Annotated in this window: 18 protein-coding genes and 4 tRNA genes; 12 read left to right on the top strand and 10 right to left on the bottom strand. The window is 57.7% G+C overall.

Features of this window, described 5'->3' with window-relative positions:
- Positions 1-51 precede the first annotated feature (51 nt).
- Entirely contained in the window at positions 52-2,004 is a 1,953-nt protein-coding gene (locus tag ACXMYO_RS06085; RefSeq protein ID WP_457808114.1) for a DNA topoisomerase III, read from the bottom strand.
- A gap of 4 nt (positions 2,005-2,008) precedes the next feature.
- Positions 2,009-3,910 (bottom strand): hypothetical protein, encoded by a 1,902-nt coding sequence (locus ACXMYO_RS06080; RefSeq protein ID WP_438767458.1) that lies wholly within the window; start codon positions 3,908-3,910, stop codon positions 2,009-2,011.
- 151 nt (positions 3,911-4,061) lie between these two features.
- On the opposite strand from ACXMYO_RS06080, the gene ACXMYO_RS06075 reads away from it, so the two are divergent.
- Complete coding sequence (locus tag ACXMYO_RS06075) at positions 4,062-5,897, top strand: zinc chelation protein SecC (protein ID WP_457808113.1); 1,836 nt, start codon at positions 4,062-4,064, stop codon at positions 5,895-5,897.
- Between the two features lie 41 nt (positions 5,898-5,938).
- On the opposite strand, the gene mltA is transcribed toward ACXMYO_RS06075, so the two are convergent.
- Both mltA and ACXMYO_RS06065 read right to left on the bottom strand, forming a co-directional pair.
- Positions 5,939-7,051: an MltA domain-containing protein gene (mltA, locus tag ACXMYO_RS06070; protein WP_438767455.1), complete on the bottom strand. Its 1,113-nt coding sequence runs from the start codon at positions 7,049-7,051 to the stop codon at positions 5,939-5,941.
- Between the two features lie 89 nt (positions 7,052-7,140).
- Complete coding sequence (locus tag ACXMYO_RS06065) at positions 7,141-8,382, bottom strand: AmpG family muropeptide MFS transporter (protein WP_457808112.1); 1,242 nt, start codon at positions 8,380-8,382, stop codon at positions 7,141-7,143.
- A gap of 90 nt (positions 8,383-8,472) precedes the next feature.
- Here ACXMYO_RS06065 and rfaH point away from each other — a divergent pair, with 90 nt between their 5' ends.
- The gene (gene rfaH / locus ACXMYO_RS06060; protein WP_457808111.1) at positions 8,473-8,997 is read left to right on the top strand and encodes a transcription/translation regulatory transformer protein RfaH; all 525 of its coding nucleotides are present in this window, start codon (positions 8,473-8,475) and stop codon (positions 8,995-8,997) included.
- A 23-nt stretch (positions 8,998-9,020) separates the two neighbouring features.
- Here rfaH and ACXMYO_RS06055 read toward each other — a convergent pair whose 3' ends face one another.
- From ACXMYO_RS06055 to ACXMYO_RS06045, 3 genes are all read right to left on the bottom strand, one after another.
- Positions 9,021-9,425: a transglycosylase SLT domain-containing protein gene (locus tag ACXMYO_RS06055; RefSeq protein ID WP_457808110.1), complete on the bottom strand. Its 405-nt coding sequence runs from the start codon at positions 9,423-9,425 to the stop codon at positions 9,021-9,023.
- A gap of 187 nt (positions 9,426-9,612) precedes the next feature.
- On the bottom strand, positions 9,613-11,319 hold the full coding sequence (locus ACXMYO_RS06050; RefSeq protein WP_457808109.1) for a proline--tRNA ligase: 1,707 nt from the start codon (positions 11,317-11,319) through the stop codon (positions 9,613-9,615).
- Positions 11,320-11,732: 413 nt separating this feature from the next.
- On the bottom strand, positions 11,733-12,311 hold the full coding sequence (locus tag ACXMYO_RS06045) for an outer membrane beta-barrel protein (protein WP_457808108.1): 579 nt from the start codon (positions 12,309-12,311) through the stop codon (positions 11,733-11,735).
- 354 nt (positions 12,312-12,665) lie between these two features.
- On the opposite strand from ACXMYO_RS06045, the gene ACXMYO_RS06040 reads away from it, so the two are divergent.
- Positions 12,666-13,283, top strand: a complete 618-nt coding sequence (locus ACXMYO_RS06040) for a tRNA-(ms[2]io[6]A)-hydroxylase (RefSeq protein ID WP_438767447.1) — start codon at positions 12,666-12,668, stop codon at positions 13,281-13,283.
- A gap of 60 nt (positions 13,284-13,343) precedes the next feature.
- Here ACXMYO_RS06040 and ACXMYO_RS06035 read toward each other — a convergent pair whose 3' ends face one another.
- Positions 13,344-14,099, bottom strand: coding sequence for a UDP-2,3-diacylglucosamine diphosphatase (locus ACXMYO_RS06035; RefSeq protein WP_457808107.1), 756 nt, complete (start codon positions 14,097-14,099; stop codon positions 13,344-13,346).
- A 59-nt stretch (positions 14,100-14,158) separates the two neighbouring features.
- Positions 14,159-14,656 carry a peptidylprolyl isomerase gene (locus ACXMYO_RS06030; RefSeq protein WP_438767444.1) on the bottom strand — a complete coding sequence of 166 codons (498 nt, stop codon included), beginning with the start codon at positions 14,654-14,656 and terminating at the stop codon, positions 14,159-14,161.
- Between the two features lie 206 nt (positions 14,657-14,862).
- On the opposite strand from ACXMYO_RS06030, the gene ACXMYO_RS06025 reads away from it, so the two are divergent.
- Positions 14,863-16,542, top strand: coding sequence for a glutamine--tRNA ligase/YqeY domain fusion protein (locus ACXMYO_RS06025; protein WP_457808106.1), 1,680 nt, complete (start codon positions 14,863-14,865; stop codon positions 16,540-16,542).
- Between the two features lie 14 nt (positions 16,543-16,556).
- Positions 16,557-17,933 carry a cysteine--tRNA ligase gene (gene cysS, locus ACXMYO_RS06020; RefSeq protein WP_457808105.1) on the top strand — a complete coding sequence of 459 codons (1,377 nt, stop codon included), beginning with the start codon at positions 16,557-16,559 and terminating at the stop codon, positions 17,931-17,933.
- Positions 17,934-18,016: 83 nt separating this feature from the next.
- Here cysS and folD read toward each other — a convergent pair whose 3' ends face one another.
- Positions 18,017-18,874: a bifunctional methylenetetrahydrofolate dehydrogenase/methenyltetrahydrofolate cyclohydrolase FolD gene (gene folD, locus ACXMYO_RS06015; RefSeq protein ID WP_457808104.1), complete on the bottom strand. Its 858-nt coding sequence runs from the start codon at positions 18,872-18,874 to the stop codon at positions 18,017-18,019.
- A 208-nt stretch (positions 18,875-19,082) separates the two neighbouring features.
- On the opposite strand from folD, the gene ACXMYO_RS06010 reads away from it, so the two are divergent.
- The 7 genes from ACXMYO_RS06010 to clpX all read left to right on the top strand — a co-directional run bounded on the left by ACXMYO_RS06010 (position 19,083) and on the right by clpX (position 23,226).
- Positions 19,083-19,159, top strand: a tRNA-Pro gene (locus ACXMYO_RS06010).
- Between the two features lie 65 nt (positions 19,160-19,224).
- Positions 19,225-19,301: transfer RNA gene (locus ACXMYO_RS06005), tRNA-Arg, on the top strand.
- A 36-nt stretch (positions 19,302-19,337) separates the two neighbouring features.
- Positions 19,338-19,412: transfer RNA gene (locus ACXMYO_RS06000), tRNA-His, on the top strand.
- Between the two features lie 45 nt (positions 19,413-19,457).
- Positions 19,458-19,532 (top strand) — tRNA-His (locus tag ACXMYO_RS05995).
- Positions 19,533-19,811: 279 nt separating this feature from the next.
- Positions 19,812-21,158 (top strand): trigger factor, encoded by a 1,347-nt coding sequence (gene tig / locus ACXMYO_RS05990; protein ID WP_457808103.1) that lies wholly within the window; start codon positions 19,812-19,814, stop codon positions 21,156-21,158.
- 91 nt (positions 21,159-21,249) lie between these two features.
- A complete protein-coding gene (clpP, locus tag ACXMYO_RS05985; protein WP_438767437.1) occupies positions 21,250-21,870 on the top strand; it encodes an ATP-dependent Clp endopeptidase proteolytic subunit ClpP in 621 nt (206 codons plus the stop codon).
- 66 nt (positions 21,871-21,936) lie between these two features.
- Positions 21,937-23,226, top strand: coding sequence for an ATP-dependent Clp protease ATP-binding subunit ClpX (gene clpX / locus ACXMYO_RS05980; RefSeq protein ID WP_438767435.1), 1,290 nt, complete (start codon positions 21,937-21,939; stop codon positions 23,224-23,226).
- Positions 23,227-23,356 lie beyond the last annotated feature (130 nt).

Raw genomic sequence — 23,356 nt, 5'->3', positions numbered from 1 at the left:
ATGCGGGTTTTTTTATGCGCCGACTGTTTTCCGTGTCGACCGTGATACCAGCTATTGCTTTGTGCTGCGACCTTTTGAGGTTCGGCGCCCGGCAGTGCCGCGTGTGGTCGTACGCCCACTGCTTTTGCCGCGCCGCGCCTGGTTTTTTTTACGACCGGCAGAGGCGGCAGGCTGTTCACCGCCGGCCTGCTGCATGGCCTGATTCAGACGTCCGGCATCGACATCGCCGACCAGCGTTGTCAGCTCGCCTGCCATGTCAGAAAGAAAGGCGTCCAGAGAGTCGCTGCCTTCGCGCACCCTGGAGAGTCGCTGCTCCCAAAGGGCCGTACGCTCCGGGCCGGACAGGCTCTCGGGCAGGGCATCGATCAGGCCGCGCCCGCGCCGGGTGGCACGAATGGCGCCTGACTGTCGATGAACATATTCTCGCGTTAAAAGCGTTTCTATCATGCTGGCGCGCGTGGCCTCGGTACCCAGTCCGTCCGTTTCCTTGAGGGTTGCCCGCACGGCATTGTCGGTGACGTAGCGCGCCACGTGAGTCATGGCATTGATCAGACTGGCATCGGTAAAGGGCTCGGGTGGGCGCGTCTGGCGTGTCTGCATCTCGCATTGGGTAACGCACGCCTTATCGCCCTTCGTCATGGCGGGCAGCGTGGCATCCTCATCGGGCGTGTTAAAAAGCGCGCGCCAGCCTACCTGAAGAATTTCGCGCCCTTTGATCATGAAGGCCTCATCCAGCGCCTCCAGCGTGACACGGGTGTCGCGGTACTCAAAGGGGGGGTAAAACTGGGCCAGCACGTTACGGGCCACTAGCGTATAGACGTTTTGCTCTTCCCGGCTCAGCGTCTGCCAGCGCGGGGTCTGACCGGTAGGAGCGATAGCATGGTGTGCCCCGATCTGCTTGTCGTTGAAGGCACGCGACACGCGGGAAGTGTCGATGCCGCCATGCCACTGCTCGAGCGTGTCATTGCCCTGGCAGGCATGGCGCAGTGTGGCATCGATGCCCTTGAGATAGTCGCGTGGCAGATAGCGACAGTCCGAACGCGGATAAGTGATCAGGCGATGCCTTTCATACAGGCGCTGGGCACAATCAAGCACCGACTGTGCCGACATCTTATAGCGCCGGGCCGCATCGATCTGAAGCGTGGAGAGCGAATAGGGTAGCGGCGCGCCTTGTCGCTGCTGCTTTTGTTCAACGTCTCTGATGATGGCCGGCTGACCCGGCAGTTTCGCGGCCAGTGCTCGAGCGGGAGCCGCATCCAGAAGCCGGCCCTGGTCGTCCAGGCGATGTTGCTCACCCGGCTGCCACCAGGCGCGAACACTGCCGCCCGATGTCTCAAAATCGGCCCATAGCGGGTAGAAGTCGACCGGCTGGAAATTTTCGATGGTTCTATCACGGCGCACGATCAGCCCGAGAAGTGGCGTTTGTACCCGACCGATGGAAAGCACGCCCTTGATGCCGGCCTGCTGGCCGGTCACTGTCCAGGCGCGAGTCAGATTGATGCCATAGAGCCAGTCGGCGCGCGAACGGGTCAATGCCGCCTGATAGAGCGGCTGGAAGCGGGCGTTGTCTTCGAGTGCCTGCCAGGCCCGCTTGATCGCAGGGGTGTTCATGTCATTGATCAAAAGACGCTCGACCGGCCCCTTCCAGCCCAAGTATTCGATGGTTTCCTGAACGAGAAGCTGACCCTCCCGGTCCGGGTCTCCGGCATGAATGATTTTGTCGGCCGATTTGACCAGACGACGCAAAATGGTGAGCTGAGCGCGCGCTTTCGGGCGAGGTGTCAGCTTCCACTTCGAGGGAATGATGGGCAGGTCATCCAGGCGCCAGCGCTTGAGGCGCTCATCGTAGGCCTCCGGGGCGGCCTGCTCGAGCAGATGACCAAAGCACCAGCTGACCGTGATGTCGGGACTGCTCAGGGCGCCTTCTGTCTGGCTGAAACGTCCGGGTAGTGCCGAGGCGATAGCACGACCCAATGAGGGTTTTTCGGCAATGATGAGTTGCATGAGGTCAGTTCAATGCTCTTTTGGCCTTGATCAGTGCTCGGTACCAGCGTCGCGGGGCGGGGCCAATGCCTGCCGGGCGCTGGCTGAGCAGACTGATGTTGCGATGGGCGGTCTGGTCGATATTGGACAGAATGTTCATCGTCGAGGCGCGGGCGCCGTACTGACGAATCAGAAAGTCGATCGCCTCGGGCTCAAGGGCGACGCGATAATGGCGTACCAGAGCGATGGCCAGTGATTCGGCACTGCGTGACAGATCATCGGTGATCTCGTTGACCATGGCCGCACCCAGTGCTGCCTTGGCCGCCGCCGAAAGATCCGGTTCGAGATGGCCGAAATAGGCCGCGTTGGTGGCGTCGATGGCGCGCTGCACCTCCGGGCGCGACAGATGAATACAGGGCTCGAGGGCGAGGGCAATCTCGATGGCCAGGTGCTTTGCCATCTCGATGTCGCTGCCGGGCGAGACGGGATTGCCGCCATGATCACGCTGATGGGCGCGTTCCCGATCCGCACGCGTGTCATTGAGATAGCGCGCCAGATGGCGACAGACACGGGCCTTTTCGCCATCGGTCAGCGCGATGTGATTTTCATGAATGCGAAGCCCGCGCTTGCCGGGACCGACCTGCAGGTGGGTGGCCTTGTCGTTCATCTGATCGGTAATGGCCTCCCAGCGCTGGGAGTTGCGAATCAGCGTGGCATGACTGCGTGCGATCTGGCCGTAGTTTTCCTGCACGCTTCGAAAAAGCTTCAGGGCATTGGTCAGAATATCGGCGCGCTCGCGCAGTTCCGGGCGCAGGTCGCTACGGCCCTGCTGCACGCCGCTGGCCAGGTGTTCGATCTGCTCGGCCAGCGCATCCATGGCCTGGCGACAGCGGACTGTCAGGGTTTCGGCGCGAAGCCCGGCCGCAGCATCCTCGACCAGGGTACCCGACTGCTCGGCAAGATAGACGGTCAGCGCCTTGAGTCGTGACAGCCCCGTGGCCTGCTGAATGCGATATCGAGAGCGTGTCTGTTCAAGCGCATCAAGTGCTCGTGCCAGATGCCATCGGCCGCGATACTCAAAGGTCAGCATGGGAATGCGACGACCGCAGAGCAGTTCAAAGGCCAGAATGATCATCTCCTCGACATCCTGAAGCGTCATGAGCAGCGCATTGTCCTGCTCAATGGCTGCCAGTACGCGCTCGATGAAGTTCTCATCGCGTGCAACGCCCTGGTGCAGATCGGGCGCCCGTCCTGCAAAACGGTCGCGCAGCAGTGAAATGGCCTCCGGCGCCACATCGGCAAGCTCATTGAGTCGCGGGTCGATATGGGCACGATACAGATCGACCAGATCGCGGATACGCGATTGCATGCCGATACGGCGATAGACATCGATCTGCGAGATGCGCCGGGCACTTTCCTCATCGTCGAGCAGTTCCAGCGCGGCAAGCTCCACCCCTTCGGGTGACAGATCATGCTTTCGCAGCAGCATGGCTGCCGCCTCGCGGCGACGGGCGTCGCCCTCCAGGCTTTCAACGATCAGGTTGCGGGTAATCAGTACCAGCTCCGGCAGGGTATCGAGCACCTGAGCCACTCGGGCCGCGGCGCGTTCATGCTTGCGCCCCCGGGTCAGATGGTGGGCGAAATTGGCGATGATGCCGGCAAGACCCGTGATCAGGGCATAGCTGATGAAGAACACATAGTTCTCCATCGAGGGGCCACGACCGTAACCGAGCAGATAGCCGACCCAGGCGCCCAGCAGGGTGACGGGGCCGCTGACCCACAAAATCTGCATGGCGCTGTTGGTCCAGGGCACCTTGTCCATCGCCTGGGTGATTCGGCGGATACGGTCGCGGCCTTCGCGCTCGAGACGAACACGAGGCGCATCGGGATTCGGGCGTCGACGAAGCAGTGCACGGGCTGAAAACAAGCGGATATTTCCGAAACGAGAGTGGGTGCAGTAACGCAGGGACTGCTTCAGGAGATGTTTGCCGGGCAGATACGAAACAACATGATGGCGTTATCATGAGATGCCTGCAGCCAGCGTGCTAGCATAAGCGTGATCATGGTGGAGGAACAATATGCTGGCAGCCTGGGTTAACCAACTCCTTGGGTTTTCGACGGGAGCACTTGACGCCATTCGTCGAGACGAGCGCTACCCCTCATTGATGGGCTGGGCAAGAAAGGAAGGGGCAGAACTGCTGGGCGGGGATGTGGCGCTGGCACAGGCGCTGGCGCCGATGCTCTGGAATCAGACGCCGCTGCAGCGTCTTGGATTTCGGATCGAAACGCTGGCGCCGCCGGCGCCTCAGGAGCCCTGCTGGTGTGACTCCGGCAAGCGCCACATTGACTGCTGCGCCCGCGTCGCGCTGCCGGGGCAGGTACCGCCGCATTTGATGTGGATGCTTTTGCTGCAACGCCTTCGCGGTAACGTGCTGCACGAGGCGCTGGCCTCCGATCAGGTGCCGGCGCAGGCCCTGCTCGAGGCCGGTATCGTCAGTGCCGAGGGCGGACAGCTGGGCCGCGCCCAGACCATTCTGGAGGCGCTTTTCACCAATGCCGATTGGGAGCGGCTGCCGGAAGAAAGCGAGCCTGCCTTCGAGCTTTTAAGCGATGTGTATCAGGAGCGGGGCTTTACTCGCAAAAAGACCGCTTTGATGAACAGCGCCGTCGAACATGGCCCGGGCTTTTTACGCGGGGCGGCATTGAAGCGGCTGTGTCTGCGATACATGGACAGTGATGATCTGGCCAGCGCTCGCGAGACCTTTATTCAAACCCTGGAGGCCATGCCCAACGAACCGGCGCTGGCCTATCTCGAAAGCATGCTGTTGCTGCATGAAGGGCGCCCCGAGCAGGCGCGTGCACGCGCCGATTTCTGGCGCCGGCGTCTGGTTCATCGCAGTGACCTGGATGAGGACCAGCAGGCGTTTCTCGAGCAGCTGGCTTATGACCCCGAAGCCACGCTGTCGGAGCAGATGATTTATGCCGACGAGGAACTGGCCGAACCGCTGGAAACTCTGACCAGACTCCTGCCGGAATTTTCCGGCGCCTCACGTCTGTCGCTGTCCATCAACGCTGAAGGCCGGCTCGAGTATCAGCAGGATGATCTGGATCACGCCCGCTATCAGATGTGGCAACAGCATTTTGCCACCGAAAATGAAGAAGCGCCCGGCAGCGGGCTTCAGGGGGATCCCTGGCGGGACGCCCGCCCCTGGCTGGACGCGCTGTGTCTTCATCCGGAGTGGCTGTCAACGCCGGCGATTCTTCAGGAGCTTGCCATGGCGCTGGCCGGGCGTTTTGGCAATCTGCCATGGATGTTTAGCTCTATCTTCTCGCCGCTGGCAAAGCGTTTCGATGCCTGGCTTGTGGCGATCGAGACGGCTGAGAGCCCCTTTGTCTGGGGCGATGGCGACAATCATGTGTTGTTCCGGCTCGGACTGGGGCTGATCATCGGCATGGAGCGTGGCGCGCGCGAGCCATCAAGACAGCTGGCTGAACGGCTGATTCGCCTGGATGGCGAAGACAGCATGGGGCTGCGCGAGCTGCTTTTGGAACAGCTTTTAAGCGATGGTCAGGACGTCAGGGCCCTGACGCTCATCGAAGAGATCGAGGCGGCCGGTGACGACGATGGCGAGCCGTGGCTCGGGCTGCTGCTGGGCAAGGCGCTGGCACTGTATCGCCTGGCGCGACTTGAAGAAGCCCGCCAGGCGCTGATCATGGTCGACAAAGCCAATCCATGGATGCTCAAGCTTTTGATCCGCGATAACCCCAAGCGAGAGCCGGTAACCGGCAATGTGCCGATACCGGGCTCACGTGCGGAAGCCTGGCAGTATCGTGTCCTTATGCGGCCTCACTGGGTTGCGACCCGGGGCGCGCTTCACTGGGTGGATGCCAGACTGCGAACACCTGTGCAATAGCGCCACGGTGACACCATGGCGCACGACGCAGAAAGGATCGTTTACTGACGATTGGGTAGAAATACCCACATCTGGCCGGGCTGTTTCATGCGTCCGGCATTGAGGCTGGCTTCATCCCCGTGTCCCCAGAAAAAATCGGCGCGCACGGTGCCCTTGATAGCGCTGCCCGTATCCTGAGCCAGCATGAGGCGCTGCATGCGCTGGTTGGACAGCGGTCGCGTGGTCGACAAAAAGACCGGGGCCCCTAGCGGGATCTGATCGGGATCGATGGCAATGCTGCGCTCCGGTGTCAGCGGGACACCCTGGGCGCCGATCGGGCCATCCTGGCTTTTGTGGCTGCTGTCGAGCTCCCTGAAAAAGACGAATCGAGGATTCACGTTCAGCATGTCCTGTACCCGCCCGGGGTTGGCGTTGGCCCAGGCCTTGATGCCCGGCAGGGTCGCCTGAGCCGGGGTAATTTCTCCATGATCGAGCAGCCAGCGAGCAAAGGACTGGAAGGGCTGGTCGGTGGCACCGGCAAATCCCACTCGCATCTCGCCGCCTTCGACCAGTCTGATACGTCCCGATCCCTGAATCTGCAAAAAGGCGGCTTCAACCGGATCGTCGACCCAGACCAGTTCGCGACCCCGCAATACGCCGCTTTTGATCAACTGGCTGCGGCTGGCGGCCATGAGGCTGCTGTTGCCCAGGTTGCGATAGAGCGGGACCTGATAGGGGCCCTGGCGCGTGCGAGATCCGTGAAGAACGGGCTCGTAATAGCCGGTGATGGTGCCGACCGTCGATCCATCGCTATTGCTCAGCGTAAAGGGTGTAAAGCGCTGCTCGAAATAGCGCCGGATGGCGCGGCTGTCCAGCGGGTCAACGTGGCGGGCGTCATTGCAGACCGAGGCCCAGTCCGGCTTGCGGGTGAGTTTTTCGCAGCTGGTTCGAAACGCGCTCCAGGCACTCAATAGATTGTCATCGTGCCAGCCGGGCAGCTGCTGCCAGCTGGTCGGGTGCATGGGCGTATTGATATCGGTGTAATTGGGTGTTTTCGCAGGCTGAAAACCGGACTGGCCGGTGGAGCAGGCAGCCAGAAGCGCCCCTGCAAGCACAAGACCTGCGCCTCGATTGATCAAACGCAGCTTCGATAAAAGGCCCTGAGGGCGAGACATTCCAGGGGATACAGGGGACAAGATCAGGGTCTCTTTCGGGGGCGTGGTCGAAGGCCGACGCCCGTGAAACAAAAAGGCGCGACACGATATTACCGGCCGGGCGGGTCGGTAATATCGCGCCATTGGCGAAAATACCAGAGGATCATGAGACCCGGAATAGCGGCCAGGGTACAGATTAAAAAGAATCCGTCCCAGCCGACCGCTTCCGACAGGATACCGCCCGGGGCTGAAATCACGACTCTGGGCAGGCCCATGATCGAGGAGAGCAGGGCGTACTGACCTGCCGTAAATCGCTTGTCGGTCAAAGCGGCCATGAAGGCGAGAAAGGCGGCCGTCCCCATGCCGGCTGCGGCATTTTCAAAGCTGACCACCGCCGCCAGTACCGTAATCGAATGGCCGACATGATTGAGCCAGATAAAGCCGGCGGTCGAAATCATCTGCAACAGACCGAACCACCACAGCGAGCGGTAAATGCCGATGCGCAAAATGACCAGACCGCCCAGAAAGATACCGCCCAGCAGGGGCCAGAAGCCAAAGATCTTGACCGTGGCGCCGATCTCGGCGTTGGAAAATCCCAGTGATTTATAAAAGGGCGTTGTCAGGTTGCCGGCGACCGAGTCTCCCAGCTTGTAGAGCAGAATAAAAAGCAGCAGCCAGAGGGCGCCGGGCCGGGTCATGAAATTCCGGATCGGGTCCAGAAAGGTATCGCGCCAGTTCTGTGGCTGCGTGGGACGCTGAGCGCTAGGCTCGGGCGCCATGAGGGTAACCAGCATACAGGCGCCGAGCAGCACTGCCATGGTCAGATAGGTCGCGCGAAAGCCGATGCTGTCGGCCAGCATCAGTCCGCCGCCGGAGGCAAACAGCATGCCGGTGCGATAGCCATAGGTATAGAGGCTGGAGCCGATGCCGAGTTCCTTTTCAGGCAGATGCTCGCGGCGATACGCATCGATGATGACGTCCTGAGTGGCGCTGAAAAAGCTGATGCCCAGTGCCACCATGCCCACGGTCAGCGGTGACAGGCCCGGGTCGGACAGGGCCAGCAGAACAATCAGGGAGGTCAACAGCAGCTGGGTCACCAAAAGCCAGCCGCGGCGCCTGCCCAGAAAGGGCAGCTCGAAGCGGTCCAGCAGCGGTGCCCAGAGAAACTTGAGCGTGTAGGGAATACCGATCAGCGCCAGCAGTCCCACCGCGTCCAGGGCAACGCCGGCATCGGTCATCCAGGCCTGCAGGACACTGCCTGTCAGCAGTAGCGGCAGGCCTGACGCCAGCCCCATCAGGAACGTGATACCATGGCGCGCAACGGCGGCCCGGGCTGTAGCAATCGAAGTCAACGGTTTTATCCAGAAAGTCGCGGGCATTTGAATGGCGCGCCGATTCTCTCAGACCGGTGCGTTCACGGCTACTGACCGGGGGTGGTTTTAATGCAGACGACAGGGCCTGAAGGGCTGCGCTGGTACGCGGTCCAGTGCAAGTCAGGTGAGTCCTTTCGTGCCGCCGAGCATCTGAACTTTCAGGGTTACACCGTCTTTCATCCGGTCATTCAAAGAGAAAAGCGCCAGCGCGGCAGGGCCGGGCAAGTGGTCGAACCACTTTTTCCCTGGTATCTCTTTATTCGGATGAATCCGCTGCAGGACAACTGGGCACCCATTCGATCCACCCGTGGCGTGATCAGATTGCTTGCCTTTGGTCAGGCGCCGGTGCCGGTACCGGATGTATTGATCGATACCCTGCGCCAGCAGATCACGGAGCAGCCGGCCATGTCAGGGGAGTATCGTTTCAGCACCGGTGAGTGCATCGAAATTACCGAAGGCCCTTTCAAGGCCCTGAAAGGGCTTTTCGTGGCGGGCAAGGGAGACGAGCGTGTCATTGTCCTGCTCGAAATTTTGCAGCGAGAGCACCAGGTTATCGTGGGAAGCGGACAGATTCGAGGGGCCCGGCCGCACTGAAATCGACAGTGTCACGAAGGGGATCAGCTGTCTATCCACCAGCGGCTGTCCCAGCGTGTCATGACCTGCTCCGGGTAGCGTGTTTTTCCAAGACTGCCGTTGTAGCGGGCCAGCGCCCGCGTCAGATCGCCCTTTTCAACCTTGAGATACCACGCAAGAATGGTACAGCCATAGCGCAGGTTGGTAGCGGGGTCGAAAAGATCGTCGCTGTCTCTGCCGATCTCCTTTTTCCAGAAGGGCATGACCTGCATGAGCCCCTGGGCGCCGGCACTCGAACGTGCCTGCGGCGTAAAGCGACTTTCAACATCGATGACCGAGAGCACCAGCTGCAGATCCAGCGAGGCACGAAGCGCCTCGCGCTGGATGCTTTCGAGCAGGGCGAGCCTTTGATGGGCGTCGGGCAGGTAGGCGATGAGGCGTCGATTCATATCGGTCATCCAGACCTCGGTATCAAAACGATCGCCGGTACGCTGATCATCCGACAGGGCGCTGGAAAGCTGGCGGATCAGCTGGGCCGATACATGCGTCTCCGGAACGGCGCCAGCCCGGGATGCGGGCGCAAAAAGGGCGCCTGTCGTTAGACAGGCGCCCAGCAGACATGCTTTTAAGCCGGCTTCAAGCCAGCTTTTGACAAATAAACTCGACGGCTTCCTGCTGCGCCACCATCGTAATATCGTCGTCACGTCTTCCCTTGTACTCCAGTTCGCTGTTTTTCAGGCCGCGGTCGCCGATTACGATGCGGTGCGGGATGCCGATCAACTCAAGATCGGCAAACTTGACGCCCGGGCGCTCGTCACGATCATCCAGCAATACTTCGATTCCCATGTCATTGAAGGCGCTGTAGAGGCGTTCGGCCTCGTCGCGAACGGCCTGCGACTTGTGCGCGTTCATGGGTACCAGAGCCACCTGATAGGGCGCCAGGCTGGCGGGCAATGCAATGCCCCGATCATCGTGGTTTTGTTCGATGGCGGCGGCGACAACGCGACTGACGCCGATGCCATAACATCCCATCTGCAGCGGTACATTGTTACCGTTTTCATCCAGCACGGTAGCGCCCAGTGCCTCGGAGTATTTCGTCCCGAGCTGAAAAACGTGCCCGACTTCGATGCCGCGCGCGATCGAGAGTGTGCCCTGACCATCCGGTGATGGGTCGCCGGCCACGACATCGCGAATATCGGCCACCATCGGCAGCGGGAGATCGCGCTCCCAGTTAATGCCAAAGAAGTGTTTGCCATCAATATTGGCGCCGGCGCCGAAGTCGCTCATGACGGCCACGCTGCGGTCAATGATCAGCGGTATATCAAGTCCGACCGGCCCGAGTGACCCGGGGCCTGCCCCGACGGCCTGGCGAATTTCTTCTTCACTGGCCATGACCAGCGGTGAGGCCACCTGATCCAGATGTAACGCCTTGATCTCGTTGAGCTGGTGGTCGCCGCGCACCATCAGCGCGACCAGCCCGCCTTCGGCGCCGTGCATGATCAGTGTCTTGACGGTCTTTTCGATCGGCAAGCCGTGTTTTTCCACCAGTGCCGCGATGGTTTTGGCATCGGGTGTATCGACCTCTCTCATGCTTTCTTGAGGGTCGTCACGTTTTTGGCGGTCAGGCAGCGCTTCTGCCTTTTCGATATTGGCTGCGTAGTCGGAGCCCGTGGAAAAGATGACGGCGTCTTCACCTGAATCGGCGAGTACATGAAACTCATGAGAGCCACTGCCACCGATCTCGCCGTTATCGGCCTGAACGGCACGGAAATCGAGTCCGAGACGATTGAAGACGCGAATATAGGCGTCATACATTTTCTGATAGGAGGCCGCCATCGCTTCCTGACTGATGTCGAACGAATAGGCGTCTTTCATGATGAATTCGCGTGATCGCATGACGCCAAAGCGGGGGCGGGTTTCATCACGGAACTTGGTCTGGATCTGGTAGAAGTTGCATGGCAGCTGGCGGTAGGAGTGCACTTCATTACGCACCAGATCGGTGATGACCTCCTCGTGAGTGGGGCCATAGCAGAACTCGCGGTCGTGGCGGTCACGAAGACGAAGAAGCAGGTTGCCATACTTGTCCCAGCGGCCCGATTCCTGCCAGAGCTCGGCAGGCTGTATTGCAGGCATCAGAACTTCCTGGGCGCCGGCGCGATCCATTTCCTCGCGTACGATCTGTTCCACCTTTCGCAGCGTTCGCAGCCCCAGTGGCAGCCAGGTGTAGAGGCCGGAAGCCAGTTTTCGAATCATGCCGGCACGCAGCATCAGTTGATGACTGACAACTTCAGCGTTGGCGGGCGTTTCCTTGAGCGTGGATAGCAGCAGTTGACTGGCGCGCATGAACCGAATATTTCCCTTGAGCCGGATGAAATGAACCGCATTGTACGAGCATTCGTTGCCTGTCGGCAAAATGCGTTTCCCGAAGGCGGCAATGATGGTATTTGTCCATTAACGCTGCACGCTTGAGCCAACAGCAATTGTCACCAACAAAGAGCAGGCAGGAGGAACCATGCAACGTCGATGGGCCGGCATGATGATGGCCGTATGGCTACTGATGATAACGGGATGTGCGGGCAAAGATGACACGGAGTTTGTCTGGCAGTCGCCGCGGGTCAACGATCAGGGGACTCAGGCGGGACAAAGAGCGTGCATGCCCGGTCCTGATGGCCCCAGTAGCTGTAACCGCTAAAAGGACCGACATAAAAAACGGCACCCGAGGGTGCCGTTTTATCAGGCCTGTCGAAAGGAATCGATCAGAACTGTACGCCGACGGAAGCCATGGCAGCGTCGATGCGATAGTCGCTGTCCATGTCGTAGCGAGTGTATTCAGCACGTGCAAAGACCGGAATGGTTTCGAACTGGTACTTGAGGCCCAGACCGTAAACCGGGTCAGTGCCGTACTGGTTGCTGGCCGGGCCCTGCTGAGCGTTGGCCTTCCAGTAGGCAGCACCCACGCGTGCATAGCCGGAAACACCGTAGAACAGGGGCAGTTCGCCGATGGCGCTCAGGCTGTAGGCCTTGGTCTGGTAACGGCCGTTGCCCTGATCGGTGGCGTAATCAATGTCACCGAGATCGGCGTAGTTGATTTCAGTGGAGAACCAGTCGTTGAACTTGTAACCAACGAAGGCACTCTGAGCAGTGTCGTTATTGTCGGTGATACGATTACCGCTCAGGTTGCCACTGCTGAAGCTGCCGACATCGGCATCATGGACCTGAGCGCTACCAACGCCCACACCGGAATAGATGCCGGTGCTGGTGTCGGCCATGGCCATCGGGGCCGCTACCAGGGAAGAAGCGAACAGCGGTGCAGCAAACAGTGCGAATTTTTTCATGATGATCTCCTTGCATGAAACCTTTATTGACCGGAGCGTCCTGCTCCATGGTCAAAATCGATTCGATGAGCTGTTATTACTCGAACAGTGTTTTCAAAAACATTTTTAGCATGAGAATCGGTTCACGTAAAGATTAGAATGCATCAACCTGCTCTATGGAGTTGTTTGCAAAAATCTTTAACCGAGACGGGCTGACAGTATAGCAACAGTGTGTATTTTCGCCCTGTATCGACAAATATTTAGTCAACAATGGCTGCAGTAGTAGGGAAGCAGTCCTTGTTCTCGGTACAATCCGTGTTGCCATGATCATGCACCCGCCATGATCTTTTTATTTTCATCTTCTCTGGTTTTGATATGTCTGACGATCTGATGCCTTCCGAACTGCTCGATTTTCTGCCCTGCAGGACCCCGCAGCCCTGGGTGGATGCCGCGCTTGGCAACGAGCGTCTTTTGATGATCGATCACGCCCAGTGTGAAAAAAAGGCGGCTTCAACGGCCATGAGCCTGATGTATCGCTATACGAGTCGTGCGGATCTTTTGACCAAAATGTCTCAGCTGGCACGTGAAGAGTTGCTTCACTTTGAACAGGTCGTAACGCTGATGCGTGAACGCGGCATCGCCTATGAACATGTCTCTGCTTCACGCTACGCACAGGGGCTGCGTGAGCATGTTCGCGAACAGGAACCGGGAAGACTGGTCGATGTGCTGATTGTAGGCGCTTATATCGAGGCCCGTTCCTGCGAACGTTTTGCCTGTTTGATTCCTCATCTCGACGACACGCTGGCAAAATTTTATCGCAGTCTGGTGAAATCCGAAGGCCGGCATTTTGAAGACTATCTGGAACTGGCCGCACAGTATGCAGATGGTCCCATCGATGAGCGGGTGGCCTTTTTCGGAGACGTCGAAAGGTCCCTGATCGAGTCACCGGACAGTGAATTTCGCTTTCACAGCGGTGTCCCGGCCGCAGCATGATGGTCAAGAAGGGGGCGGCGTCTGATGGCAGGACGCCCCGATTCGGGGCGTCGGATATTGTCAGTGATGGGGCAGTTCCGACAGGCTGAAATGCTCCAGTGTCAGCGTCATGCCGTCCAGACGTACTTCCCAGCCTTCGTCGCGCTCGTGATGCCAGTCACCGAGGACATAGCGTCTGGCCACCTCGTCATCATTCAGACGAAACTCATGTACATCCGGGCGGTGGGTGTGGCCATGAATCAGCGTGCGAACATGACACTGCTGCATGATCTCTTCCACGGCCTCCTGGCTGACATCCATGATGTCGTCGGATTTGTCACCGTTGGCGCTGCCAGAGCCTTCACGCATGCGATCGGCCAGCTGGCGGCGCTGCTCGATCGGCAGTGCCAGCGTTTGCTGCTGCCACTGGGAATCGCGCGTCATGGCACGAAACTGCATGTACTCCCCGTCCTGTGTGCAAAGGCTGTCGCCATGCATTAAAAGGGCAGGAACGTCCTTGTCGATGGCAATGATGGCAGGATCATCGATCAGTACGGCGCCGGTAAGCTCGGTGAAGCGCTCACCCAGCAGAAAATCACGATTGCCATGCATGACATAAAGGTGTCTGCCGCCGTCACTGAAGCGGCGCAGCGCGTCGATAACCTGCTGTTCGAACTCACCGATGGCGTCATCGCCGATCCAGCTTTCAAATAGATCGCCCATGATGTAGAGCGCATGAGCATCCCTGGCGCGATATTCCAGATAATTCAGAAACGCCCGGGTCAGCTCGGGGGTGTCCTGCTGCAAGTGCAGATCGGCAATAAACAGTGTTGTCATGACCTCTCCTGCTTGAAGGGCGCAGTCTGCACTGCGCCTGAAACATTGTTGTTCGACGATCAGGCGTCAACCAGACGGGCAGACTCGATCACGATATCTTCGGCGGGAACGTCGGCGTGGCCGTGACGACGTGTCGTCGCCACGCCCTTGATGCTTTCTACAACATCCATGCCTTCAACCACGCGACCGAAGACGCAGTAGCCCCAGCCCTGAGGCGTGGCAGAGGTGTGGTTCAGGAAGTCATTGTCCGCCACATTGATGAAAAACTGCGCCGTTGCCGAGTGAGGGTCACCGGTGCGAGCCATCGCCAGGTGCCCGCGGCTGTTTTTCAGGCCGTTGTCGGCTTCGTTATTAATGGGGGCGTGAACCGGTTTTTGGTTGAATTGTGTATCGAACCCGCCGCCCTGAACCATGAAGCCGTCGATGACACGGTGGAAAAGCGTTCCGTCATAGTGGCCTTCGTTGACGTAACGCTCAAAATTGGCAGCCGTTTGGGGAGCAGCGTCGTGGAAAAGCTCGATTGTGATGTCGCCGGCGCTGGTGGAAAAAATGATCATGAAAAAATCTCTAAAAAGACAGCAAAAGGGCAGCTTCGAGGAAGCTGCGCAAGAGTGGCGCGCACCGAGCTGCCGGTCACTCATGACGTTAGTACTGATACCTGCATGGCATGGTCCCGGGCGCTCACGCTATAATAGCGGCTTTATCCTGACAGGCGAAACCGCGCCTGTCGGTATCCGTTGTCAACAAGGCCTGATCACGCCCCATGAGCTCAGAAAGCACCAGCGCACCGAATTTCATTCGTACACAGATTCGTGAAGAGATCGAGCAGGGGCGCGTTGATACCATCGTGACGCGCTTCCCGCCCGAACCCAACGGCTTTTTGCACATCGGTCATGCCAAGTCGATATGTCTCAATTTTGGTCTGGCCGAACAGCTCGGAGGGCAGTGTCATCTGCGCTTTGACGATACCAATCCTGCAAAGGAAGAGCAGATCTATATTGATGCCATTCGTGAAGACATCGAGTGGCTCGGCTTCCAGTGGAGCGGCAACATCCGTTATGCCTCCAGCTATTTTGACCAGTTGCACGAATGGGCATGCCAGCTGATTCGTGATGGTCTGGCCTATGTTGATGACCTCAACGCCGAGCAGATGCGCGAGTACCGTGGCACTCTGACAGAGCCCGGTCGTCCCAGCCCGTGGCGCGATCGCAGCGTTGAAGACAATCTGGCCCTGTTCGAGGGCATGAAAAACGGCGAGTTCGGGGAAGGCGAGAAGGTGTTGCGGGCCAAAATCGATATGGCCTCACCCAATATTAATCTGCGCGACCCGACCCTGTATCGTATCCGCCATGCTGCACATCACCAGAGTGGCGACAAGTGGAAGATCTACCCCTCCTATGACTTCACGCATGGCCAGTCCGATGCCATCGAGGGAATAACGCACTCCATCTGTACGCTCGAGTTTGAAGACCATCGCCCGCTCTACAACTGGTTTCTGGACAACCTGCCGGTGCCGGCACGCCCAAGGCAGATTGAATTTGCGCGTCTCAATCTGAATTATACCGTTACCTCCAAGCGTAAATTAAAACTGTTGGTAGATCAGGGCGTGGTAGACGGCTGGGACGACCCGCGAATGCCGACCATTTCGGGGATGCGGCGTCGCGGCTATACCCCGGCCTCCATCCGCAGGTTCTGCGATATGGTAGGCGTTTCCCGCGCCTCGGGCGTTGTCGATATCCAGATGCTTTATCACGCCATTCGTTCGGATCTTGAAGACAACGCGCCACGCGCGATGTGTGTCATGAAGCCGCTCAAGGTGGTATTGACCAATCTCCCTGATGACCATGAGGAGATTTTCGAGGTGGCCGGGCATCCGGCACGTGAAGACATGGCAGTGCGTCAGCTGCCGCTCAACCGTGAAATCTGGATCGATCAGGAAGATTTCATGGAAGAGCCGCCCAAGAAGTTCTTCCGCCTGGCACCCGGCAAGGAAGTACGTCTTCGCAATGCCTATGTCATTCGTTGCGATGAGGTGATCAAAAACGAGCAGGGTGACATAGAGGCGCTGCACTGTAGCGTTGATCTGGACACGCTGGGCCAGAATCCGGAAGGTCGCAAGGTGAAAGGGGTCATTCACTGGGTCAGCGCACGTCACGGTGTTGATGTCGAGGTGCGCAACTACGACAACCTGTTTCAGGTCGAGGCACCGGATCGGGACAAGGACGTCGATTTTCTGGAGCATCTCAATGCCGAGTCGCTTGAAACGATTCATGGCATCGGTGAGCCCTCGCTGACACAGGCCGGCGCCGAGCAGCGCTTTCAGTTCGAGCGTGTGGGCTATTTTTGCGCCGACCGACACGACCATGGTGTGGATCGTCTGGTCTTCAATCGTACGGTCAGTCTCAAGGATGGCTGGGCAAAGGCGCAGAACAAGGCAAATTGAAGGGGAATACACGCGTGCAGATTTACAACACCCTGACCCGTCGGAAGGAAGCCTTTGCGCCTGCTGATGCCGGCAACGTACGCATGTATGTCTGTGGCATGACAGTGTATGACTACTGCCATCTGGGCCATGCAAGAATGCTGGTAGCATTTGATGTCATTACCCGATGGCTGCGTGCCAGTGGCTATGGTCTTACCTATGTGCGCAACATTACCGACGTCGATGACAAGATTCTGGTCCGGGCTCGGGAAAACGACGAATCCATCGATGCGCTGACAAATCGGATGATCGATGCCATGCATGAAGATGAGCGTCGACTGGGCGTACTGGCACCGGATCAGGAGCCACGCGCCACGGGTCATATCGATGACATCATCGTCATGATCAGGACGCTGATCGAGCGCGACTATGCCTATCAGGCCGATAACGGTGATGTGTTCTATCGAGTCCGCCGTTTTGAACACTATGGTGCGCTCAATAATCGCAATCCTGATGAGATGCGCTCCGGTGCCCGTGTTGATATCGATCAGGCCAAGGAAGATCCGCTGGACTTTGTGCTCTGGAAAAGTGCCACCCCCGGAGAAGCCAGTTGGCCATCTCCATGGGGTGAGGGCCGACCGGGCTGGCATATTGAATGCTCTGCGATGTCGACATGCTGTCTGGGCAATACCTTTGATATCCATGGGGGTGGGCCGGATCTGGCCTTTCCCCATCACGAAAACGAGATTGCCCAGAGCGAGGCGGCTACGGGCCAGAAGTACGTCAATACCTGGATGCATGCCGGTGCCCTGCGAGTCGATAACGAAAAGATGTCCAAGTCGCTGGGCAATTTTTTCACGGTTCGTGATGTACTAACCGAGCATGACCCCGAGGTAGTGCGCTATCTGCTTGTCGCCAGTCATTATCGCAGCGCCATCAATTACGCCCCTGATACGCTCAAGGATGCCAGACGGTCACTGGAGCGGTTCTACAACGCGCTGGAAGGCATCGAGGCCGTTGAAGGTGAGGTCAGCGATGAGTTTGCCGGACGCTTTGCCCGTGCCATGAACGATGACTTCAACACGCCCGAGGCGCTGGCGGTCATGTTCGAGATGGCGCGCGAGATCAATCGCCATCGCGATGATGCGGCGCGTGCCGGTGCGCTGGCGCACGAGCTCATTCGGCTTGGCAATATGCTGGGGCTTCTTGAGCGCTCGCCAAGTGACTTCCTGCAGGGAACCCGGCCCGGCATTGATGATGAGGAAATCGCGCGGCAGATCGAGGCGAGAAATGCAGCGCGTCGGGATCGCGATTTTGCCGAGGCTGATCGCATTCGTGATGCGCTGGCAGCACAGGGCATCATTCTCAAGGACAGCCGCGAAGGAACGACCTGGGTAAGCGAAACCCAGTAATTGCCCTGTCAGGCATCGGCACAAAAAAGGCCCCGCCAATGGCGGGGCCTTGTCGTATCCGATATATCGAACCGGAATGGGTATTAACCGTTGTCGTGCAGCTCGGCAGCTGTCAGCGTGTTTTCCAGCAATGAGGCTACGGTCATCGGGCCGACACCACCCGGGACAGGCGTAATGTGCGAGGCCCGTGCTCTGGCACCTTCAAATTCCACATCTCCGGTCAGTTTGCCCTCGGCGGTACGGTTAATGCCAACATCGATGACAATGGCGCCGGGGCGAATCCATTCACTTTTGACCAGATCCGGATTGCCTACAGCCACGATCAAAAGCTCTGCACTTTCAACGTGTTTTTGAAGATCGCGTGTAAAGCGATGACATACCGTAATGGTGCAGCCCGCCAGTAACAGCTCAAGCGCCATCGGACGACCAACGATATTGGAAGCACCCACAATGGTGGCTGTCATGCCGCGCACATCGAGCTGATGTTCATCAAGCAGCGTCATGACGCCCATGGGGGTACACGGCCGCAGGGTTGGCATGCGTTGTGCCAGACGGCCAAGGTTGTAAGGATGAAAGCCATCAATATCCTTGTGTGGATGAATACGCTCAAGCAGCGGGCGCGCATCGAGATGGCCGGGGAGGGGAAGCTGCAGCAAAATACCGTCAACGCTGGTATCCCGATTCAATTGATCAATCAGGGCTTTCAGTGCCTGCTGTGAGGTGTCCTTTGGCAGCTGATGCTGAAACGAGAGAATGCCGGCCTGCTCACAGGCGCGATGCTTGTTGCGAACATAGACTTCCGACGCCGCGTCATCGCCCACCAGCACCACGGCCAGCCCCGGCACTCTCTTGCCATCACGGCGACGTTCGGTTACCTGCTGAGTCACCCTTTCACGCACCTTTTGCGCCGTAGCCTTGCCGTCAATCAACTGTGCACTCATCTATATTCTGTCCTGGTGACGATTCGAGCGAGCTTTGCCCATTAGTGCTGCAATTGTCGCATCCCGCCGGGTGCAGTCAATGAATGTTGTTGCCGTGGGCGAGGAAAGGTGCGAAAGCATTGTTTAACAAGTTATGCTTGACCCGTACCGGTTATCAGGTAAAATGCGCCTCGCATTGGCAGCGGTCTCGGCAGAGGTGCTGGCGTATCGGGATATAGCGCAGTCTGGTAGCGCGCCTGCTTTGGGAGCAGGATGTCGGGGGTTCAAATCCCTCTATCCCGACCAACCCGTTGATTTTGATAAGTATTTCAAAGTCGTGGATTGACAGCGAAAGCCACGGTCAATAGAATGCGCCCATAGCTCAACCGGATAGAGCAACGGCCTTCTAAGCCGTAGGTTGCAGGTTCAAGTCCTGCTGGGCGCGCCAACAATGCTTGGTTTGCGTGACCGGTAAAAGACAGTGGTGGATGTAGCTCAGTGGTAGAGCCCCGGATTGTGGTTCCGGTGGTCGTGGGTTCGATCCCCATCATCCACCCCATTATTTTGAAAGCGCTGATGATTGTCAGTGCTTGAAGTTGAAATGGTGGGTGTAGCTCAGTGGTAGAGCCCCGGATTGTGGTTCCGGTGGTCGTGGGTTCGATACCCATCATCCACCCCATTATTGTTAGACGCTGATATATTTCGGCGTTTTGATTGAAAAGGGCGGCCCTGTGGGGCCGCCCTTTTTGCTGTGCATGTTATCTGTCGCCGTGTCGTCCGATGACGGCCACGATTATTGATATTCAGGGTATAAAGAAATTCGGATTTTCCCCTTGAAATATGATTAATCGGTGCCAATTAAGGCTTCGAGCTTGCCAGTATCTGATGGGGTTCTTAAAATCTGCGCCCTTGAGTTTTTTATTTCGAACACGCCACCTGAGTGGGTAGAGGATCATTCATGCAAGTTTCAGTCGAAACGACTTCACCGATCGAGCGTCGCGTAACCGTCCAGGTCCCGGCTCAAGAAGTGGACAACAATGTCGATGAGCGACTCAAGGATACCGCTCGTCGTGTACGCTTGGATGGTTTCCGTTCAGGACGCGTTCCAATGAGCGTTGTTCGCCAGCGTTTTGGCCGTGATGTCCGCAACGAAGTCGTTGATGAAGTGATGCGCCAGCATTATGTCCGCGCCATCACCGAAAACGAGCTTAATCCGGCAGGCCATCCCTCCCTGGAAGCCACCGTCAACGAAGCAGGCAAGGACCTCGAATTCGTGGCAACTCTGGAAGTTTATCCTTCCATCGAGCTGACGCTTCCCGAAGACGAGCAGATCGAGCGTCCTCAAGCCGAGATCACGGATGCCGATGTTGATGAGATGATCGATACGCTGCGCAAGCAGAACGCTCAGTGGAATGACGTCGAGCGCGCTGCAGCCGATGGCGATCAGGTTACCATCGATTTTGAGGGTTTCCTCGGTGAAGAGGCCTTCGAAGGCGGCAGTGCCGAAGGTCACCAGCTGGTGCTGGGTTCCAACAGCTTTATCCCGGGCTTTGAAGAGCAGCTCGTGGGTGTCCAGGCCGGTGAAGAGCGCGAAGTTACGGTCACCTTCCCCGAAGACTATCAGGCCGAGCACCTGGCCGGACAGGAAGCACGCTTCAAGACCACGACACACAAGGTGCAGGCACAGGAACTTCCTGAAATCGACAGCGAGTTCATGTCGCGCTTTGGCGTTGAGGACGGCGATAACGACAGCTTCCGTGCTGAAGTACGCAACAACATGCAGCGTGAGCTGGACAACGCCATCGATAACCGCGTACGCCAGCAGCTGATCGATGCACTGAAATCAAGCAATGAAGTATCGGTACCCAGCTCTCTCATCTCTCAGGAGGTCGAGGGGCTCAAGCGTCAGGCGGCTCAGCAGTTTGGTCTGGGTGAAGACTTTGACGTTTCTCAGCTGCCTGATGAGCTGTTTGCCGAACAGGCTCGTGGTCGTGTTGAAGTCGGGCTGTTGCTGGCAGAGGTTGTCAGCCACTTTGAGCTTGATGCCGACGATGACGAAATCCGTGCCTTCATCGAAGAGCAGGCCGGTCAGTTCGAGCAGCCCGAGCAGGTGGTCGAGCAATATATGGGCAACGAGCAGATGAAAAATCAGGTGAAATCTGCTGTGCTGGAACGCAAGGCCATTGATAGGCTGATTGAAAAGGCCAGCGTCGTTGAAACGCCCATGAGCTACCAGGAAGCGCTTCAGGCGGCGCAACAGCAAAATGCTGATGAGGCCGAGGAAACCGAAGAGCAGGCCGGCTGATATCTGGCATTACAGCCATGACGAGGCTGGCAGTCAGGACCCGGCGAAAGCCGGGTTCTATCATTGGCCCACATCACTGTAAGGTTGCTACATGAAAAGCGAGTCTGATATTACCAATGCTGGTGGGCTGGTCCCCATGGTGGTGGAACAGAACGCACGTGGCGAGCGGTCCTACGACATCTATTCGCGTCTGCTCAAGGAACGCGTCATTTTTCTGGTTGGTCCGGTCGAAGACTACAGTGCCAATCTGATTGTGGCGCAGTTGCTGTTTCTGGAGTCGGAAAATCCTGACAAGGATATCCATCTCTATATCAATTCTCCAGGTGGGTCAGTGACTGCCGGCATGTCAATTTATGACACCATGCAGTTTATCAAGCCCAACGTTTCAACGGTCTGTATCGGTCAGGCGGCCAGCATGGGAGCATTGCTGCTGGCGGGTGGCGCAGAAGGCAAGCGTTACTGTCTGCCGCATTCCCGCATGATGATTCACCAGCCGCTTGGTGGTTTCCAGGGACAGGCCAGCGATATCGAAATTCACACTCGTGAAATTCTGACAATCCGGCAGCGTTTGAACGAAATTCTGGCGCACCATACCGGGCAGGATATCGAGAAGATTGCGCGCGATACCGATCGCGACAACTTCATGAATGGCGATCAGGCTGTGGAATACGGGCTGATTGATGCAAAGCTGGCGCATCGCCCGGTATCCTGATAGCGTTGATTCAGAGTTTGACCATGATGGCGTGCCCGTGCGCCGCTATCTTCAAGAGGTACGCGAATGGCTGACGGCAAAGGCAAGGACGAAGGCGGCAAGCTGCTTTATTGTTCATTTTGTGGCAAAAACCAGAATGAAGTACGCAAGCTGATCGCTGGACCCTCTGTTTACATCTGCGATGAATGTGTTGATCTATGCAACGACATCATTCGCGAAGAGGTCGTGGAGTCCGAAGCGTCTTCCGACGACGAGCGTCTTCCTGCTCCGCGGGAAATTCGCAATACGCTTGACGATTATGTAATCGGTCAGGATCGCGCCAAGATGGTGCTCTCCGTTGCTGTTTACAACCATTACAAGCGTTTAAGGGTAGGCCAGCAAAAGGGCGAGGACCGGGTTGAGCTTGGCAAGAGCAACATCCTGCTGATCGGTCCGACCGGTAGTGGTAAAACGCTGCTGGCAGAAACCATGGCTCGTCTGCTGAATGTACCCTTTACCATCGCCGATGCCACAACGCTGACAGAAGCTGGTTATGTCGGTGAAGATGTCGAGAACATCATTCAAAAGCTTCTGCAAAAGTGCGATTACGATGTAGAAAAGGCTCAGCGCGGCATTGTCTATATTGACGAAATCGACAAGATTTCGCGCAAGTCGGACAACCCGTCAATTACGCGCGATGTATCGGGTGAGGGCGTGCAGCAGGCGCTTCTCAAGCTGATCGAGGGCACGACTGCCTCTGTTCCTCCGCAGGGAGGCCGCAAGCATCCGCAGCAGGAGTTTTTGCAGGTAGATACCGGTAATATTCTGTTTATTGTGGGTGGTGCCTTCGCCGGGCTGGACAAGGTTATCAGCGACCGCGCCGAGCGTGGTGGCATAGGCTTCAATGCTGTCGTCAAAAGCAAGGACACCAACAAGGGCGTTGGCGATATACTGGCCAGCGTCGAACCCGAGGATCTGGTCAAGTACGGCCTTATTCCCGAATTTGTTGGTCGTTTGCCCGTTATCGCGACGCTAAACGAGCTTGATGAGCAGGCGCTGATTCAGATTCTGACCGAGCCCAAAAACTCTCTCGTGCGCCAGTACGTGCGTCTTTTCGAGATGGAAGGCGTCGAACTGGACTTTCGTGAAGACGCTCTCAGGGCCGTGGCCAACAAGGCCATCGTTAGAAGGGCAGGCGCTCGTGGACTTCGTTCGATACTGGAATCGGTGTTGCTCGATACCATGTATGAAATCCCCTCCGCTGAAAACGTTGTCAAGGTGGTCATTGATGAAACCGTCATCAATGGCGAAAGCAAGCCATTGCTGATCTATGCCAACCAGCAGGAAAGCAAGCTGGTCGTTGGCGACGATCGATAGTCGGTAAGCTGATGGTTGATCGGGGGGCCGTCATGGCCCCCCAGTCATATCAGACTCCTGCCTGATAAACGGTTGTATTTCCTGCCGTCATCCCCATATTGATGCCATCAAAGTCGCTTCCTGCGGCCCA

The sequence above is a fragment of the Kushneria sp. EE4 genome, assembly GCF_977968315.1.
The sequence above is the reverse complement of the archived record's forward strand: the minus strand, read 5'-3'. Positions and strand labels throughout refer to the sequence as shown.

What these genes read in the sequence shown, in the direction of transcription:
- ACXMYO_RS06085 (WP_457808114.1), bottom strand. Translation starts at nt 2,004, where the DNA reads ATGCAACTCATCATTGCCGAAAAACCCTCATTGGGTCGTGCTATCGCC.
- ACXMYO_RS06075 (WP_457808113.1), top strand. Translation starts at nt 4,062, where the DNA reads ATGCTGGCAGCCTGGGTTAACCAACTCCTTGGGTTTTCGACGGGAGCA.
- mltA (WP_438767455.1), bottom strand. Translation starts at nt 7,051, where the DNA reads ATGTCTCGCCCTCAGGGCCTTTTATCGAAGCTGCGTTTGATCAATCGA.
- rfaH (WP_457808111.1), top strand. Translation starts at nt 8,473, where the DNA reads ATGCAGACGACAGGGCCTGAAGGGCTGCGCTGGTACGCGGTCCAGTGC.
- ACXMYO_RS06055 (WP_457808110.1), bottom strand. Translation starts at nt 9,425, where the DNA reads ATGAATCGACGCCTCATCGCCTACCTGCCCGACGCCCATCAAAGGCTC.
- ACXMYO_RS06050 (WP_457808109.1), bottom strand. Translation starts at nt 11,319, where the DNA reads ATGCGCGCCAGTCAACTGCTGCTATCCACGCTCAAGGAAACGCCCGCC.
- ACXMYO_RS06045 (WP_457808108.1), bottom strand. Translation starts at nt 12,311, where the DNA reads ATGAAAAAATTCGCACTGTTTGCTGCACCGCTGTTCGCTTCTTCCCTG.
- ACXMYO_RS06040 (WP_438767447.1), top strand. Translation starts at nt 12,666, where the DNA reads ATGTCTGACGATCTGATGCCTTCCGAACTGCTCGATTTTCTGCCCTGC.
- ACXMYO_RS06035 (WP_457808107.1), bottom strand. Translation starts at nt 14,099, where the DNA reads ATGACAACACTGTTTATTGCCGATCTGCACTTGCAGCAGGACACCCCC.
- ACXMYO_RS06030 (WP_438767444.1), bottom strand. Translation starts at nt 14,656, where the DNA reads ATGATCATTTTTTCCACCAGCGCCGGCGACATCACAATCGAGCTTTTC.
- ACXMYO_RS06025 (WP_457808106.1), top strand. Translation starts at nt 14,863, where the DNA reads ATGAGCTCAGAAAGCACCAGCGCACCGAATTTCATTCGTACACAGATT.
- folD (WP_457808104.1), bottom strand. Translation starts at nt 18,874, where the DNA reads ATGAGTGCACAGTTGATTGACGGCAAGGCTACGGCGCAAAAGGTGCGT.
- tig (WP_457808103.1), top strand. Translation starts at nt 19,812, where the DNA reads ATGCAAGTTTCAGTCGAAACGACTTCACCGATCGAGCGTCGCGTAACC.
- clpP (WP_438767437.1), top strand. Translation starts at nt 21,250, where the DNA reads ATGAAAAGCGAGTCTGATATTACCAATGCTGGTGGGCTGGTCCCCATG.
- clpX (WP_438767435.1), top strand. Translation starts at nt 21,937, where the DNA reads ATGGCTGACGGCAAAGGCAAGGACGAAGGCGGCAAGCTGCTTTATTGT.